This is a genomic window from Emticicia sp. 21SJ11W-3 (assembly GCF_024138715.1).
In the GTDB taxonomy this organism is placed as follows: domain Bacteria; phylum Bacteroidota; class Bacteroidia; order Cytophagales; family Spirosomataceae; genus Emticicia; species Emticicia fluvialis.
This window is the reverse complement of record NZ_CP092074.1, coordinates 4,870,442-4,886,048: the sequence shown is the minus strand read 5'-3', so window position 1 is coordinate 4,886,048 and position 15,607 is coordinate 4,870,442. Positions and strand designations below refer to the sequence as shown.

The following is a 15,607-nucleotide window of genomic DNA, read 5'->3' as shown; positions in this document are numbered from 1 at the left end:
GTCTTGTTATCTTTAATAAATTTCTCCAACTCTTCAGATTTGTGGGTTAATTTTTAACTTACTTAATGGGTAATTGGTTTTTTTATATAAAGTGCCTCCTCCTGATTTTTTCTAAATCACCCCCAAAAAAAACAAAAAAGGCAGCCGAATGACTGCCTCTTTGCGATATATGTGTTTCGGTAATTATGCTTATTTTTTGTCCCACCATACACGGGTATCCTGGGTGTCAGCACCCTGGCTGGCAATGGCTTTGTCGTAATTAACCTTGTTAAGTGTCTGTTCTGTTACAGGGTACGCCATTCTGTGAGGTATCTGTTTACTTGGGTTCAGAGCATTTGCCGGTGGTGTCAGTGCCGGGTATCCTGTACGGCGCCATTCTGCCCAGGCCTCATTGCCCTGATAGAACAAGGCAACCCATTTTTGCGTAGCTATCTGTTGCAAAGCTTTGCTGTCATCATAGGCTACATCTGGTTGTTGCAAGAAATCACTAACAGCCGTTGCTGTAGCAGCAGCGCCTAACCATTGTTCCATTGAAGCCTTGATGGCACTTTCATAATACGCTTTAGGATCACCAGATATCCATCCTAATTTGGCAGCTTCTGCCTGAGAGAACAATACCTGGGCATAAGTTACTATGTTTGCAGTTGAATTTTGCTGACGAATGGCGCTGGCAGCCAGCGATACATCCTGTGCTTTCCAGGTAGGAGGAAACACACCATAAGGCACACCGACGTATTTTTGCTCAATGTTGGGGTCTGCCATAGCAGTTATACGCGGGTCTTTAGTTTTTACCAGATAATTGATAAAAGTATTGCTCACAGCAAAATCTTTACGGTTTGTTGTGATATAGTTATTATACAATGGGTGCTCATTGTTTGCCTCTGAAAGATACCCGTACTTCACGTTGTCAGCATTTGATGCCAGTGGGCCATCTGCCATGGCTGCGGCAAATTCGGCCTTACCTTTAGTTGGGTCAACTTTCGAAAGACGCAATGCCATAATCATACGCAAGGTATTGGCAAATTTCTTCCAACGAGTAGCGTTTCCACTCAGGATAATATCACCTTTTACGGTTGCTCCACCATCAAACTGTGCCTGCGCTTGTTTTAATTCGTTAAACAAATCAGTGTAGATTGACTGCTGCGTATCATAAGCAGGGCTGAAGTTTGCTTTACCCTTTAATGCCTGTGAGTAAGGAATATCTCCCCAACGGTCGGTCATCCACATGTAAGTATAGGCTTTTGCAATACGAGCGATAGCAATCTGGTTATTATTTGAGCCGTTGGCAGCTGCCGTAGTTTTGGTATCTGCGTTGGTGTTCAAATCAATAATGGTCTGATACGCAATTAGTGGGCCTGTATAATAACCACTGAAGTTAAAATTAATGGTTTTATAACGAGAATCCTCAATGTAAGTAACATCACCAAAATGTTGGGTATACAATGAAGGAACCATTTCGGTAGTCATGGTACCAAAATTGCGTAATGCCGAAGTAAAAAAACCGGCAGTATTAGGAGTTGAAGGGTTATTCGGGCTGACATTCATATCGCCAAAATCACCCGGATCGCAGGAAGTAGTGGCAATTGACAAGGCAACTGCAACAGCTAATGATTTATATGCAAATGTTTTTTTCATGTGTCAATATTTTTTTAACAGTATGAAATATGACTTTTATACTGATTTTCTGAGATTAGAATCCTAAATTAAGGTTGATACCGTATGAACGTACCGGAGGCAACTGTCCACCTTCTGTCCAGTAAAGTTCAGCTTCCGAGATATCAATACCACCACCAGCGGCGCTGTAAATCAACACAGGGTTACGAACAATCAATGAAACTCTGGCTGATTTAAATGCTTTACCATTCAAAAATCCTTTAGGAATGTTGTATCCCAACGAAACCTCTCTTAGTTTTACGTAAGTCTGGTCATAAATCCATGCTTCGTTAAATCCAAACATTTTGTCTTCATAAAACTCCTGCGTTTCAACACGAACAGTATTAGGTTTGCCGTCAGCAGTAACGCCGGGCAACAAAATACCACCACCTGCTGAAACCGGGTCACGTTTTGGTTTACCCAATTCGTTCAGGCCGGCCGTTTCGGCAGCAAGACCAGCATAAGCGTTAAACATACGGGTTGTAGAGAAGAATTTTCCTCCCACAATGAAGTCGATATTAGCTCTTAGCGATAAATTTTTGTAGGTAAATACGTTCAACAAACCACCTTTGAACTTAGGCAGTACCGAACCAAGCAATTTGTTGTCCTGCACTAAGTAATGGCCATCGGCTCCTACCACTTTTTCGCCTTTGTCATTAGTTACATATCCTTTGCCTTGTAAAATACCCCATTGTTCACCTACACGGGCATTTACAGTTAAGGTTCTCCAGGTTGGGCCACCTAACTGATAATTAGTAAGACCTTCCTGCAATTCAACAATTTTTGATGTACTGCGGTCTAAGTTAATATCCACATCCCAGGTAAATCCGCCGGTGGTTCTGATAGGAGTAGCCCCTATGTGTAATTCAAAACCTTTGGTTTCAATCATACCGGCATTGATAAGTGTTGAACTGTAACCACTGGCTGGTGGTACAGACAATGCAAGAATCTGATTTTTGTTCTGGTTTTTATAAGCTGTAAACTCAACGCTGATACGATTATTCAGGAATTTCAGGTCAATACCACCCTCATAGGCTGATGAAAGGCCTGGTTTAAGGTCGGCATTTGGTAGTTGTGTTGGCAAATACAAAGTCGGGTTTGAGCCGAACGCATTACCAATTGAATAGGTCTGATAAATTCTGTACGGGTCAACGTCGGTACCTACCTGTGCATAGCTACCTCTGATTTTAGCAAATGACAAAATGCTGTTTTTCGGAATCAGCTCTGAAACTACAACACTGGCACCTACCGATGGATAGGTGTAAGAATTGTGCGCAACCGGTAGCGTTGACGACCAGTCGTTACGAATAGTTCCTTCTAAGAAGTAGGTATTGTCATAACCGATACTTGCACTACCAAACAAACTGTTTACTTGTCTTTCAATTAAACTGTTGCCAACAGAAGGACGGTCTTTTGAAGCCGCTATGTTATAGAAGCCCGGAGACGTAAGGCCACCCGAGGTAGCTTGCGAAAGCACAGTTGTTCTTGAATATCTGATGTTGCCACCGGCAGTTCCAACCAATGATATCTTGCCTAGTGTTTTGTCAAGTGCCAACAAGGCTTCATGGTTGTTTTCATAGCCGGTAGTTGTATAGTTAGCATAGGCACCCAATCCACCTGCGTTCAGGGTTCCTGTTGCAATACGGCCTTCTCCGTAGTAATTTCTCCAGTCTCTGCGAGTAGTTACAGAAGCAGTAAGGAAATCGAAGATTTTATATCTCAACCCAAAGCTACCATAGATACGGTCGTTATTGTTCAGGTTAGTACTTTCATACATCTGCGTATAAGGGCTGTCCCAGTATTTTGGTTTTGGGTCAAGCGGGCCACCAATATTCCAGCTTCTGTAAGTTCCGTCAGGATTTTTGTAATTTCTGAGGTCTTCTATTTTCAACTGGCGTTGGAACCACTGGTTAAATGAACCCACAGTCTGGTTATAGCCAACCGCTGCTACCGGCACACCAGTAGGCAAGCCCATGCTTCCTGTTGTACCACCTGACGAACCGTAGTTATCTGCAGGTACGTTTTTGGCACGTGTAGCAGAGTAGGTAATATCAAGCGTTGCTGAAAATTTCTTTGTAATGTTAAAAGTGTTCTTGGCGCTGATATAATCTCTCAACTGCTTGCTGTTAGGTATAATACCGTTGTTGTCAAGATGAGTATATGAAACGCGGCTTTGGAAATTATCGCCACCTTTAGCAAACGCAAGGTTTGTATTGTGGCTGAAAGGTTTCTCAAAGAAATCTCTTACGTTGTTTGGAGAAGCCTCAAATGGTGTCAGCTTGCCAAATTCAGGGCCAGGCTGCCAAGAAAACGCTGAGCGGTGAGGTGAGCCGTCAAGGCGTGGCCCCCAGCTTTCATCAGCCGAGTAGTCAAGGATTTTTTGTCCGTTGTAAGAAGCCCAGGCAGCAGGGTGAATAGCAGGGTTATAGTTAAATGTTTCCCAATCCTGAGAGTAACCACCACCGTATTCGTTCTGATATTTTGGTAGCAGACCCACCCGATCCATAGTAGTACTATGGTTGATAGTAAAGGTGGTCTCACCTGATTTGGCACGTTTGGTTGTAATTACAATTACCCCGCCAGATGCACGGTTACCATACAGAGCAGTAGCCGATGGCCCTTTCAATACAGTCAGGTTTTCAACATCGTCCATGTTTACATCGGCAATGCTACCTACCGGCGTACCATCTACCACATAAAGGGGGTCTCCGCCTGTAAGAGAGTTTACACCACGTATACGGATATTTGGTGAACCAAATTTGGCGCCCGACTGACCCAATACCTGCACACCGGCAATTTTACCGGCAAGGGCATTACCCACGTTGGCATCACGAGAAACCGTTAGTTTGTCTGAACTAATGCTTTGAGCCGTGTAGGTAAGTGATTTTTTTTCACGAGAGATACCCAATGCAGTTACCACAACTTCATTCAATTGCGCGGCGTCGCTCTTTAATGTAACATTGATAACAGACATATTGCCAACTGCAATTGTTTGTGATTCAAAGCCTATAAAACTAAATAGGAGAGAGGAGCCTTTTGTTGCAGCAATTGAATAATTACCGTCGGCATTGGTTTGTGTACCTTTTGTTGTTCCTTTCAGAATAACGCTTACTCCGGGTAGTGCGGAGCCGTCATCAGCGGTAACCTTTCCGGTTACGGTCACATCTTGGGCAAATGTAAAACTCGCCCAAGCCAGCATAAAGCAGGCCAGTAGAAGTTTCTTCATACAGTTCGTTAGTTTGTTTAGCTAATTAATTATACAATACGTTTGTACTTTGGTACTAAGGTATAGTGTTTTTTTGAAATTTGAGATACTTTTTAAAAAAATTTAAATATCTTTTTAGATGAATTAATTTCTTGTAACGATTTTTCTGATTTATTTTTCGACGAAGGGCAACCTGAAGTTTAGCAGACAAACAGATATATTTTGCTATGCTAAACCGCTTTTCTTAATAATTTGTATTTGTTGAGGTATAAAAAAAAGACAACAGGTACGCCTGTTGTCTTTTTTTTATCGGTACCAGGTTGTTAGTCTACATCCCAGAAAATTCTGGTCGTGAATACATCTATCGTACCTTGTGCTTTTACATTTTCACCGTTAGAACCCAATTCAGTGCCCGGATAGAAGAAACGAAGCGGACGTTTGGTTTCACCGGGTAATTGGATAGTTTGAGGCGTAACCGGAAGATTAGTTCTTCTGTATTCAGCCCACGCTTCAAGACCGTTAAAGTTTACAAACGAAATCCATTTCTGAATAGCAATGGCCGCTAGTTTATCTGTTGAAGCATCCCAGTCATAGTTTACAATGCCACTTCCTTTGTAAGCTTCGGCACCTGAAGTGCTAGCCCCCAAAACACGGAAAGATTGTTTGATACCTTCTTCAAAATACTCTTTAGCGGTTTTTGGAAGCGTAACATCGGCATATCGCTGTTTTGCTTCTGCCAATAAAAACTGAACTTCAGAAGCAGTCATCAAAATATAAGGTCTGTTGTATTCACCTTTTACAATTAGGCTTGGTCCTAAAGATACAGTATTGGCAGGTAGGTAACCTGAACTAACACCAAATGGTGTGCCTGAATAGTTTGCCGCTACTTCTTTCAAAATGCTTGTACCTGGTGCGCTGCCGTTTTCGCCACTGTTAGCATAAGCAATTCTCTTCATACGAAGGGTATCACCCGCTGCTTTAAGGCTGTTAATTAGGAATTGTGTTGGGCGAGGATAGTTATTCAATGCTCTTTTAGCACCATTTGCGTCATATCCCCAACGGTCATACACAGGGTTTAATTTTCCGGCAGTGGCAAGGAAGAACGATGAACCACCCAGGCCTACATCTTCACCGGTAATAAAGCCTGTACCTTCGCTGACAATTTTGTTGATTTCAGGTTTAATATAAGAATCTCTTCCCGAAATTTTTGTTTGGCGAATCAGTATACGCAATTTCAAAGAGTTAGCAAACTGAATCCATTTAGTATTGTTTCCTTTGAATACAATGTCAGAACCAGAAAATGCACTTGCAAAAGCATTGGCTTTCAGGTCTCCGATGGCTTCATCCAACAACTTAATCAGGTTTTCATATACTGTTTTCTGATCATCAAATTTCGGAGCCAAAGAAGCCGTTCCCTTCAATGCATCAGTATAAGGCACATTGCCATACATATCAACCAGTTGTTGAAACAACATAGCTTTCATTACTTTAGCTGGTCCTTTTAAGAAGGCTTGATTATTGGCATCAGCATTTTTAATTACATATTCGTAATCCTGAAGGTTATCATAATAGCCATCCCAATAGTTAAAATCTCCATTGGTAAAGTTATAGGCAAACTGGGCGGTATTAATGATGTACCCGTTACCTTGTGTCCATTGTCCGGCCCAATAAAAGCCAATTTCGCTTGAACCTCCTGTGTTTGTATTGCCGGCAATGTTATTGGCCGAAACGTTCAGGGCATTGGTAAATACGTAGTTTGGCGAAGCAGTAGGTAGGGAGTTAGGGTTAGTGTTAATGTCGAAGTAAGACTCCTTACAGCTACTACCAACCAAAACAACCAGAGCTGATATAATAAATGATTTTAATTTCATGTTTAGTCAATGATAATGTTGATTAAAATGTAAGGTTAACGTTTACACCGTACTGGCGCACAGGAGGGGTTTGGCCAGTACTGTTAAGACCTAAGCCGTTTCCTGTACTTCTGCTATACTCAGGGTCTGTGTAGTAGTTCAATTTGTCTACTATAGTAAACAGGTTACGACCGTACAGAGCTATGCTCGCACCAGAGAATATTTTTGTTTTGGTAAGGAAACTTTGCGGAACGCTGTAAGAAAGGTTGATATCACGCAGTTTAATGAACCAGGCCGGAGCTACGAAGTTCTCTGCAATATTCCGGTATTGGTCAACCCAAAGAGCGTACTCAGGTTCACGTACCTTAACGGTAGTGTTAGGTACTACTTTACCTTTATCATCTAAGTAAGCAGAGTTCGGGAAAATCTGGTCAGTTCTGTTTTCTGTCCATTTACCAGAACCGGTAAAGGTCATCTGACGTCCTAGGTCGCTAAACATATAGTTGCCTCCACGATATTCGAAGTTAAACGTAAATGTAAAGTTGCCATAATTCAATCTTGAGCCAAGACCAACAATATGACGCGGCAATGTGCCACCTCTTGGGGTAAGGGTTGTCTGACGCAACGGATACCCGGTAGTTGCACTAACCAAACGATAGCCAGACCCATCAGGGGCATATTGATACCCATCAGTTTTCAGCATCGGGAAGCGAGAACCTTTTATTACGTTTGTATTTGCATACGAGAAGCCATCAGCAAGAACGAACTCGTTTATACCAGGATACAATTCCAATACCTTGTTATCATTGTAAGAATACCTTACACTGGCATCCCATGAGAATTTTGTGCCTTTTGAGATAAGGTATTTAAACTCACCTTCATAACCGAAGTTTTTAGTTTCACCCACATTAATCAATAAGTTCGGGAAGCCGGTAGAGTTTGGTACTTTTACAGTAATTACCTGGCCAACAGATTTCTGGGTATAAGCTGAAACGTCAATATTAACGCGGTTGTTGAACAACTGGAATTCACCGCCGATCTCTCCTGAAGTTACCGATTCCGGCTTTAAGTTTACATCAGGCAAAGTATTGCCTACAGTTAAACCTACCGTATTACCAAATGGGAAGTTAGCGCCATTTGGATATGTCAGGTCAAGGCCATAAACGTCAATATTGTCATTTGCGTTTTTGTTGTAATTGACACGTAATTTGGCGTAGTTCAACACATTGCTTTTAAGCGATGGGAACGCATCGGTAGGGATAAATGATAGCGCAACGCCATAATAAGGGTACGACCAAAGGTTTTTAGGGCGACCCGGTTTATAGAATAGCGATGTCTGATCATACCTGAAAGTACCGTTCAGAATCAGCCAGTTTTTGAAGTTGCTTGATAAGTCAGCATAGTAGCCTACGCGACGGTTCATGTAAGTGTTTTCAAAACCTGTTAACTCACCCTGACGGTTCGAAACGTTGTAAACACCAGGTACCACAATTGAGCTTGAACCAACCTGTACTTCTTTGATATACTTTTGATAAACACTATTACCTAAAATTAATTTATTAGCAAACGGGCCGAAGTCTTTTTCTAACGTCAACTGAAATTCATTATTGATTACGTTTTCAGTTTTGGTGTAATCTGTAACCCCACCTAATATGTCAGTAACGGCACGATAAACACCAGTACCGTCACCATCACGATAGAAAGGTTCAGCAATAAAAGCCTTGGTTTTAGCGTAGTCTGAATACAAGAACTTACCTGTAGTACTTTTCTGTGTACGTGAGTTATTCATAGCACCCAGGCGGTTGCTTAATGTTGCCCAAGGGGTAACTTTATAAGTTAAGCTAAGCGTTCCTGAAATGTTTGCATCTTTATAAACCCTACGTTGGTTATCTGCGTTAAAGTAAGGGTTGTTGTAGTAATCGTTAAAAAAGGCATTCGGATTAGCAAATTTGTTGTTTTGCCAGTCGCGATAATCCTGTAGTGGAAGGTTGGCAGGCTGGTTGATTACGTCGTTATAGAAGTCTGAGTTTGTTCTGTCATATTTTGCCTGTGTATAACTTGCATTGAAACCAACATTTAGTTTGTTGTAGTCTCTTGATGAGGCAACCCTGGCACCTGTTCTTTCACTTTTATCGCCAGGTACAATGCCCTGAATTTTCTGATTTTCTAACGACATATAGTAGGTGCCGTTTTCGTCACCACCGGTAAAACCAATCTGGTTGTTCATTGATACGCCAGTGTCAAATGCTTTGTAACGCGCATTTTTTACAGCTGCGTATGGTAAAATGTTTGTGGTACCATCTGATGCCGAACGGCCTAACTGGCGAAGTGAACCATCAAAAGGGTCACCGAATTGTTGGTTTTCAAAAGAACGCCAGTTGCCTTTCATACGCACAAGGGGGTCGCTGCTGTAACCTGCCGAGCCATAAGAAGGGTAGTAGTGAGAACCAGAACCATATTTATCCTGAAACTCAGGTAAAAAGCTGATTTGCTCAACGTTTGTACTATTAGAGTAATTTACTTTAAGTTTACCTTTTGTACCTTTTTTAGTGGTAATTACCAAAGCACCGTTGATACCGGCAGAACCATAAAGAGTTGCGGCCTGGCCACCTTTAAGAATCGAGATGTTTTCGATATCATTAGGGTTAATTAGCGCAAGCACAGTAGAGGTGGTCTGAATACCATCAAGAACAATAAGGGCTTCGTTGTTACCCGTCAATGAGCGGAAACCACGTAATACCACTTTCACCTGTGGGTCAACGCTATTGTTAACGTTGTAGACCGCCAAACCGGTTACTTTACCAGAAAGTGCCTGAGCTAACTGCGGAGAACGACCCACCGTTACGTCTTCTGTACTAACTTTTGAATAAGCGTAACCAACCTCTCTCAGGTTTTTACGAATACCCTGAGCTGTTACAACTACTTCGTTCAGCTGAGCCGCATCGGCTTTAAGTGTTACATCAATAGTAGATGAGTTACCAATTGCAATGGTTTGCGATTCAAAGCCAATAAAACTGAATAATAGAGAGGCGCCTTTCTTTGCAGAAATTTTGTAGATACCACTTGCATCTGTTTGAACACCTTGATTAGTGCCTTTTACTACGACACTCACTCCTGGTAGAACGGAGCCATCATCAGCCGTAACTTTTCCAGTTACATTGACATTTTGGGCATAAGCATAGCTACCCAATACCAGCATTATGCTGGCAAGTAGAAGTTTCCTCATACAGTTTGTTTAGTTTGTTTTTTTAGTTTAGTAAATGCAATACATGGGTTAGGCCACCTATTGAGGCGTTAAATTAGTAAGTTTTTTTGTTAAAATGTCAAGTGAAATTAAAAAAAAGTAAATTTTTAATTTTTTTTACAAATAAATGGACAATAGGCCAAATAGTGTTGTATTATTCCTGGAAAAGACAAAGGCTCCAGTTTTGGAGCCTTTGTTTAAAATTTTATCAATTGTAATTTTTGCCGAATATTATTTGGGCATTTGGTTTCTGACAATTTTTGAAAGAATACCCGGGAAGAACCTTTTCAGGTACACACCCATTACTTCTTTACGCCCGATGTACACCTCTTCTTTGCCTTTGGCAATGGCATTTACAATCTCGCTTGCACATGCTTCCGGCGATACTCCCGTTTCCTGATTTTTATCCATTTTACCATGTTTCCCACCATCACCTGCTATGGCATTGATTGATATATCTGTATGTATATAACCCGGGCAAATAATGGTTACATTTATTTTCTCTTTCCAGACCTCGGCACGCAAAGAATCAAAAAATCCATGCAGGGCGTGCTTGGTAGCGCAATAGCCTGAGCGCATAGGCGTACCCAACTTGCCAGATATACTGCTTGTTACGGCAATATGGCCCGATTTCTGTTCTACCATTACAGGCAAAACCGCTTTCGTTAGCGCTACCACACCAAAGAAATTGATATCCATAATTTTACGGTACACTTCCATGCTGCTTTCAGCTACTGAACTTCGTTGTGATATCCCGGCATTGTTGAACAACACATCAATCCTGCCGAAATGCCTGATAACAGCCTGTACTTTTTCCGGAAACTCATCCTGGCGCTCCACATCAATTGGTAAAACCAGCACATCGGCATAAGGCAGGCCTGTGTTTTGTTTAACCCTGAGAAGCTCATCCAGGCGCCTTGCCGATAGAACCAGTCTTGCGCCTTCTTTGGCAAATTCATAAGCGGTGGCTTCGCCGATGCCGGAAGAAGCCCCCGTAATCCAGACAACCTTGTTTGAAAATCTTTTCATTTTTGTTTAATTCTTTCAATTACCAAACTTCTGTTAGCACATTATTGTTTACTTCAATCGGGGTATGAATTATGATAATTCAGCATATTTTGGTAAAACCCCCGATAATTTCAGAACTTTGCAAAATAGTTGAAGAAAATATGGAAAAACAAGATATAAGAAAGCTTTCTGCCGACCAACTGAAAACCTGGCTTTCGGGTCATGGAGAGCAGGGGTTTCGGACCAAGCAGATATTAGAATGGCTCTGGAAAAAATCGGCAAGAAGTTTTGATGAAATGACAAACCTTTCATTAAAAACCCGCGATTTACTGAAAGAGAATTTTGAAATAAGACCGGTATCGGTTTTAAGAAAACAGGTTTCGAACGATAAAACCATTAAGTCGGGCTTCAGATTGTTTGATGGTAATCTGGTTGAAGGGGTCTTGATTCCGGCGGATGACCGTATGACCGCCTGTGTGTCGTCGCAGGTTGGGTGTTCGCTCACCTGTAAGTTTTGTGCAACCGGTTATATGCCCCGCAAGCGTAATCTTGATGCCGCCGAGATTTATGACCAGGTAGTATTAATAAAACAACAAGCAGAAGAACACTATCAGGCTCCGCTTACCAATATAGTATATATGGGTATGGGTGAACCCTTGTTGAATTATGCCAGTATGATTGAATCGATAGACAGAATTACATCTCCTGATGGCTTGGGGTGGTCGCCGAAACGTATTACCGTCAGTACTGCAGGTATAGCCAAGATGATTCAGAAACTGGGTGATGATGGCGTGAAGTTTAATCTGGCTTTGTCGTTGCACGCCGCCAATGATGTAAAGCGTAACGAGATTATGCCCATTAACGAAACCAATTCGTTGAAAAACCTGGCTACTGCCTTGAATTATTTCTATAAAAAGACAGGTAACCGGATAACGTTCGAGTACATCGTTTTTAATGATTTCAACGATAGCCTGCAGGATGCTAAAGAATTGTGGGAGTTTACCAAGAAAGTACCTGCAAAAGTGAATATCATAGAATATAACCCCATTGCAGAAGCAGACTTTGTAAATACTACAGAAGACAAACTCGGTAAATTTGCAAGATTTCTGGAAGATAAAGGCGTAATAGTAAATGTACGCCGAAGCCGCGGGAAAGATATTGACGCAGCCTGTGGTCAACTGGCCATAAAAGAGCCCACAGTAGCAGCTTAAACTACCAGAGGTACCCGGAAAAGGTACCTCTGATTTTTTAACAGGCATTTATCAATTTTTGCACACTCGCCACTCTTAAAATCTTCCGTTTAAATTACCTGCACGATACTTTCTATTTACATGGCCTGCTATTATATTTGTTAAATGCGTGCCGTCTGTGGTTTTGCTGTTGCTTGAAGTGCGCCCTTACTGCTTGCAATCTCTTAAATTACGGTTTTTAATTATTGTATTGAATTTATTATGGCTGGTAATGATTTGGCTAATGCAATGGCATTTGAGAACAGAAAGGCCTGGAGACAATGGCTTTCAGATAACCACGATAAGCACACGAGCATCTGGCTAAAGCTATACAAAAAGCAAAGCGGTGTGCCAAGTGTCATTTATGATGAAGCCGTAGATGAAGCGCTGTGCTTTGGGTGGGTAGATAGTTCAATAAAAAGTGGTAATGATGATTTTTATTATCAGTTTTTTGCCAGGCGAAATCCAAAAAGCAACTGGAGCAGAGTAAACAAGGCAAAGGTTGAAAATTTGATTGCCGATGGGTTAATGGCAGCACCTGGCACAAAAATAATTGATTTCGCCAAGGAAAATGGTTACTGGACAGCCCTTGATGATGTGGAGAACCTGATTAATCCGCCAGATTTACAACAGGCATTAGATAATAATCCTACTGCAAAGGCCTATTTTGAGGCTTTTCCCCGGTCGGTAAAAAGAGGCATACTTGAATGGCTGCTGAATGCAAAACAGGAAGAAACCAGAAAGAAGAGGATTCTGGAAACCGTAACACTGGCTGAAAGAAACGAAAGGGCCAACCAATATACCCCAAAACCTAAATAATAGTATGGAATTGCAAAACCGACGGGAGTTCGGAAAAACAATGCTGGGTACAACTCTTAATTATTTTTTATTAGAGAGTTTATTTACTTCTCAGGCTTTTGCAAGTTCGGTCAGGCCTGTTGCCACGCACTGGGCAAAACAATTGACAGAGATTTGTAATGACCTGAAGTTGCAAAAGATTCCACCGGTTTTGTGGCAGCAGCAGGTTGAAGAGCTCTTTAATCAGATAGAATTATCCGAGCTGTTAAAGTTTATTGATTTTGAAACCCTGACGCATGGGTTTGATTACCCCGACCTGGGTGTAAATACCAGAATGGTTAAGTTTCCGAAACTGGATGGGCTGCCTGAAAAGACAGTTTTTATCAGGAAGATTTTTGGTATGAAAAAAGGCCGTGCTATTATTCCGCATGGGCATTCAAATATGTCGTCGGCGCATTTGGTTTTAAAAGGTGAATTTGCACTGAAACACTATGACAAAGTAGCAGAAGAAGATAAATACCTGCTTATAAAACCTACCATTGAAAAAACGGCCGGTGTGGGCAGCAGTTCGTCTGTTTCAGACGAGAAGAACAACATTCACTGGTTTATAGCCAATACTGAAACTGCTTTTACTTTTGATGTAATAATGGTTGACCTGGGAGGCAAAGCCTACGATATTCATAATATTGACATAGCCGCCGGAGAAAAAGCAGGCAATGGATTAATAAGAGCTGCAAAACTGGATGTAGAAACAGCCCTGAAGAAGTATGGCAAGCAACATCATTGATAAACCCATAAACTACTAAACTAAACATTCATGAAAAAAAGTCTATTGTTCGCCCTTCTGCTTTTGTCGGTAGCAGGGTTTGCGCAAACGCAGTTTTCTGTAACCGCCTTCGGCCAGCAAGGCCTGCTAGACGGAAGACTGTTGGTAATGCTCTCAACAAACCCGAACCGGGAACCCCGTTTTGATATTACCGATGCCCTGAATACGCAACTGGTATTTGGCATTGATGTAGAAAACTGGAATGCCTCTCAGGCGAGAATAGTAAACAACAATAACAGTTTCGGGTATCCGAAAAGATACCTGAAAGAGGTGCCGGCAGGTGAATATTACGTACAGGTTTTGTTACATAAGTACGAGACCTTTCACCGGAAAGACGGCCATACCGTAAAAATGCCAATGGATAGGGGCGAAGGCCAGCAATGGAATCTGGCACCGGGAAACCTGTACTCAAAACCCGTTAAAGTAAGATTTGACCCTAAAGGAGCCACCATTGTGAAGTTAAATCTGGACCAGATAATACCTCCGGTTGAAGAGCCTAAAGATACTAAGTACATCAAACATATTAAGATACAGAGTAAAATGCTGACCGAGTTCTGGGGCAGGCCTATGTATTTGGGCGCGCATATTTTGTTGCCTGAAGGCTTTGATGAACACCCTGACGTGAAATATCCGCTGGCTATTTTTCATGGGCATTTTCCTGAAGATTTTGATGGTTTCCGCACCACTCCTCCCGATGCCAATCTTCCGAATGATTATAACGCCCGTTTCAAGATATACGGCTACAATAAAATAGTGCAGCAGGAAGCCTACGATTTCTATACAATGTGGACAGGAAAGGATTTTCCGCGGGTAATAGCTATCGAGATACAACACGCTTGTCCGTTTTACGATGATTCGTACGCGGTTAATTCAGAAAACATCGGGCCTTATGGCGATGCTATTACCTATGAGTTGATTCCGGAAATTGAAAAACGGTTCAGAGGTATTGGTGAGGGTTGGGCAAGATTCACTTATGGTGGCTCAACGGGTGGCTGGGAGGCCCTGGCAGTACAGGTCAAGTATCCTGACCAGTACAATGGCTGTTATGCGGCATGCCCGGACCCGATTGATTTCAGAGCCTTTACAACCGTAAATATTTATGAAGATAAGAATGCGTATTGGTACGACAGCCAGTTTAAAAAACTGCCCAGACCCGGCCACCGTGATTATCTGGGGCAAATATCAGCCACGGTAGCCGAAATGAACATGCGGGAGCTGGCATTAGGGAGCAAAACCAGAAGCGGCCAGCAGTTTGATATCTGGGAAGCCGTGTATTCTCCTATTGGCAAAGATGGTTACCCCAAAAGAATATGGGATAAACAAACCGGAGTGATAGATAAAGAGGTGGCCAATTACTGGAAAGAAAACTATGACCTTGCTTATATTATGAAGCGTGACTGGGCAAAAAACGGTGAAAAATGGAAGGGTAGAATCCATATTTATTGTGGCGATATGGATAATTACTATCTCAACAATGCCGTGTATCTGGCCGAAGAAATGTTGAAGGGGGTATCTAACCCCGCCTATGACGGAGAAGTGGATTACGGCGACAGAGCCGAGCATTGCTGGAATGGCGACCACACACAGCCCAATTATATTTCAAGATTACGTTACCACCGCATGTTTATACCCAAGTGGGCAGAAGAAGTAAAGAAAACAGCGCCTAAAGGTGCAGACCTAAAAAGCTGGAGATACTAATATTCATATTGTGGGCCAACCGCCTACAATATTTAATATGCCTACCTCATAAATTTTTATTACTTTTGGCGTTCTATTATTATTACAATAATTTAA

At 41.9% G+C, this 15,607-nt stretch carries 9 protein-coding genes; 4 read left to right on the top strand and 5 right to left on the bottom strand.

The window, feature by feature from the left end:
- Window positions 1–189 precede the first annotated feature (189 nt).
- The 5 genes from MB380_RS20690 to MB380_RS20670 all read right to left on the bottom strand — a co-directional run bounded on the left by MB380_RS20690 (window position 190) and on the right by MB380_RS20670 (window position 10,981).
- Window positions 190–1,635, bottom strand: a complete 1,446-nt coding sequence (locus MB380_RS20690; RefSeq protein WP_253531229.1) for a SusD/RagB family nutrient-binding outer membrane lipoprotein — start codon at window positions 1,633–1,635, stop codon at window positions 190–192.
- A gap of 55 nt (window positions 1,636–1,690) precedes the next feature.
- A complete protein-coding gene (locus tag MB380_RS20685; RefSeq protein ID WP_253531226.1) occupies window positions 1,691–4,879 on the bottom strand; it encodes a SusC/RagA family TonB-linked outer membrane protein in 3,189 nt (1,062 codons plus the stop codon).
- 302 nt (window positions 4,880–5,181) lie between these two features.
- A complete protein-coding gene (locus tag MB380_RS20680) occupies window positions 5,182–6,729 on the bottom strand; it encodes a SusD/RagB family nutrient-binding outer membrane lipoprotein (protein WP_253531223.1) in 1,548 nt (515 codons plus the stop codon).
- Window positions 6,730–6,751: 22 nt separating this feature from the next.
- The gene (locus MB380_RS20675) at window positions 6,752–9,934 is read right to left on the bottom strand and encodes a SusC/RagA family TonB-linked outer membrane protein (protein ID WP_253531220.1); all 3,183 of its coding nucleotides are present in this window, start codon (window positions 9,932–9,934) and stop codon (window positions 6,752–6,754) included.
- Window positions 9,935–10,183: 249 nt separating this feature from the next.
- Window positions 10,184–10,981, bottom strand: a complete 798-nt coding sequence (locus MB380_RS20670) for an SDR family oxidoreductase (protein WP_253531217.1) — start codon at window positions 10,979–10,981, stop codon at window positions 10,184–10,186.
- Window positions 10,982–11,121: 140 nt separating this feature from the next.
- Between MB380_RS20670 and rlmN the strand changes: the two genes are divergently transcribed.
- The 4 genes from rlmN (at window position 11,122) to MB380_RS20650 (ending at window position 15,511) form a co-directional block, all read left to right on the top strand.
- A complete protein-coding gene (gene rlmN / locus MB380_RS20665; protein WP_253531214.1) occupies window positions 11,122–12,171 on the top strand; it encodes a 23S rRNA (adenine(2503)-C(2))-methyltransferase RlmN in 1,050 nt (349 codons plus the stop codon).
- A 240-nt stretch (window positions 12,172–12,411) separates the two neighbouring features.
- On the top strand, window positions 12,412–13,008 hold the full coding sequence (locus tag MB380_RS20660) for a YdeI family protein (protein ID WP_253531211.1): 597 nt from the start codon (window positions 12,412–12,414) through the stop codon (window positions 13,006–13,008).
- A 4-nt stretch (window positions 13,009–13,012) separates the two neighbouring features.
- On the top strand, window positions 13,013–13,774 hold the full coding sequence (locus MB380_RS20655) for a hypothetical protein (RefSeq protein ID WP_253531209.1): 762 nt from the start codon (window positions 13,013–13,015) through the stop codon (window positions 13,772–13,774).
- Window positions 13,775–13,804: 30 nt separating this feature from the next.
- Complete coding sequence (locus MB380_RS20650; protein ID WP_253531207.1) at window positions 13,805–15,511, top strand: hypothetical protein; 1,707 nt, start codon at window positions 13,805–13,807, stop codon at window positions 15,509–15,511.
- Window positions 15,512–15,607: the final 96 nt, after the last annotated feature.

What these genes read in the sequence shown, in the direction of transcription:
- MB380_RS20690 (WP_253531229.1), bottom strand. Translation starts at nt 1,635, where the DNA reads ATGAAAAAAACATTTGCATATAAATCATTAGCTGTTGCAGTTGCCTTG.
- MB380_RS20685 (WP_253531226.1), bottom strand. Translation starts at nt 4,879, where the DNA reads ATGAAGAAACTTCTACTGGCCTGCTTTATGCTGGCTTGGGCGAGTTTT.
- MB380_RS20680 (WP_253531223.1), bottom strand. Translation starts at nt 6,729, where the DNA reads ATGAAATTAAAATCATTTATTATATCAGCTCTGGTTGTTTTGGTTGGT.
- MB380_RS20675 (WP_253531220.1), bottom strand. Translation starts at nt 9,934, where the DNA reads ATGAGGAAACTTCTACTTGCCAGCATAATGCTGGTATTGGGTAGCTAT.
- MB380_RS20670 (WP_253531217.1), bottom strand. Translation starts at nt 10,981, where the DNA reads ATGAAAAGATTTTCAAACAAGGTTGTCTGGATTACGGGGGCTTCTTCC.
- rlmN (WP_253531214.1), top strand. Translation starts at nt 11,122, where the DNA reads ATGGAAAAACAAGATATAAGAAAGCTTTCTGCCGACCAACTGAAAACC.
- MB380_RS20660 (WP_253531211.1), top strand. Translation starts at nt 12,412, where the DNA reads ATGGCTGGTAATGATTTGGCTAATGCAATGGCATTTGAGAACAGAAAG.
- MB380_RS20655 (WP_253531209.1), top strand. Translation starts at nt 13,013, where the DNA reads ATGGAATTGCAAAACCGACGGGAGTTCGGAAAAACAATGCTGGGTACA.
- MB380_RS20650 (WP_253531207.1), top strand. Translation starts at nt 13,805, where the DNA reads ATGAAAAAAAGTCTATTGTTCGCCCTTCTGCTTTTGTCGGTAGCAGGG.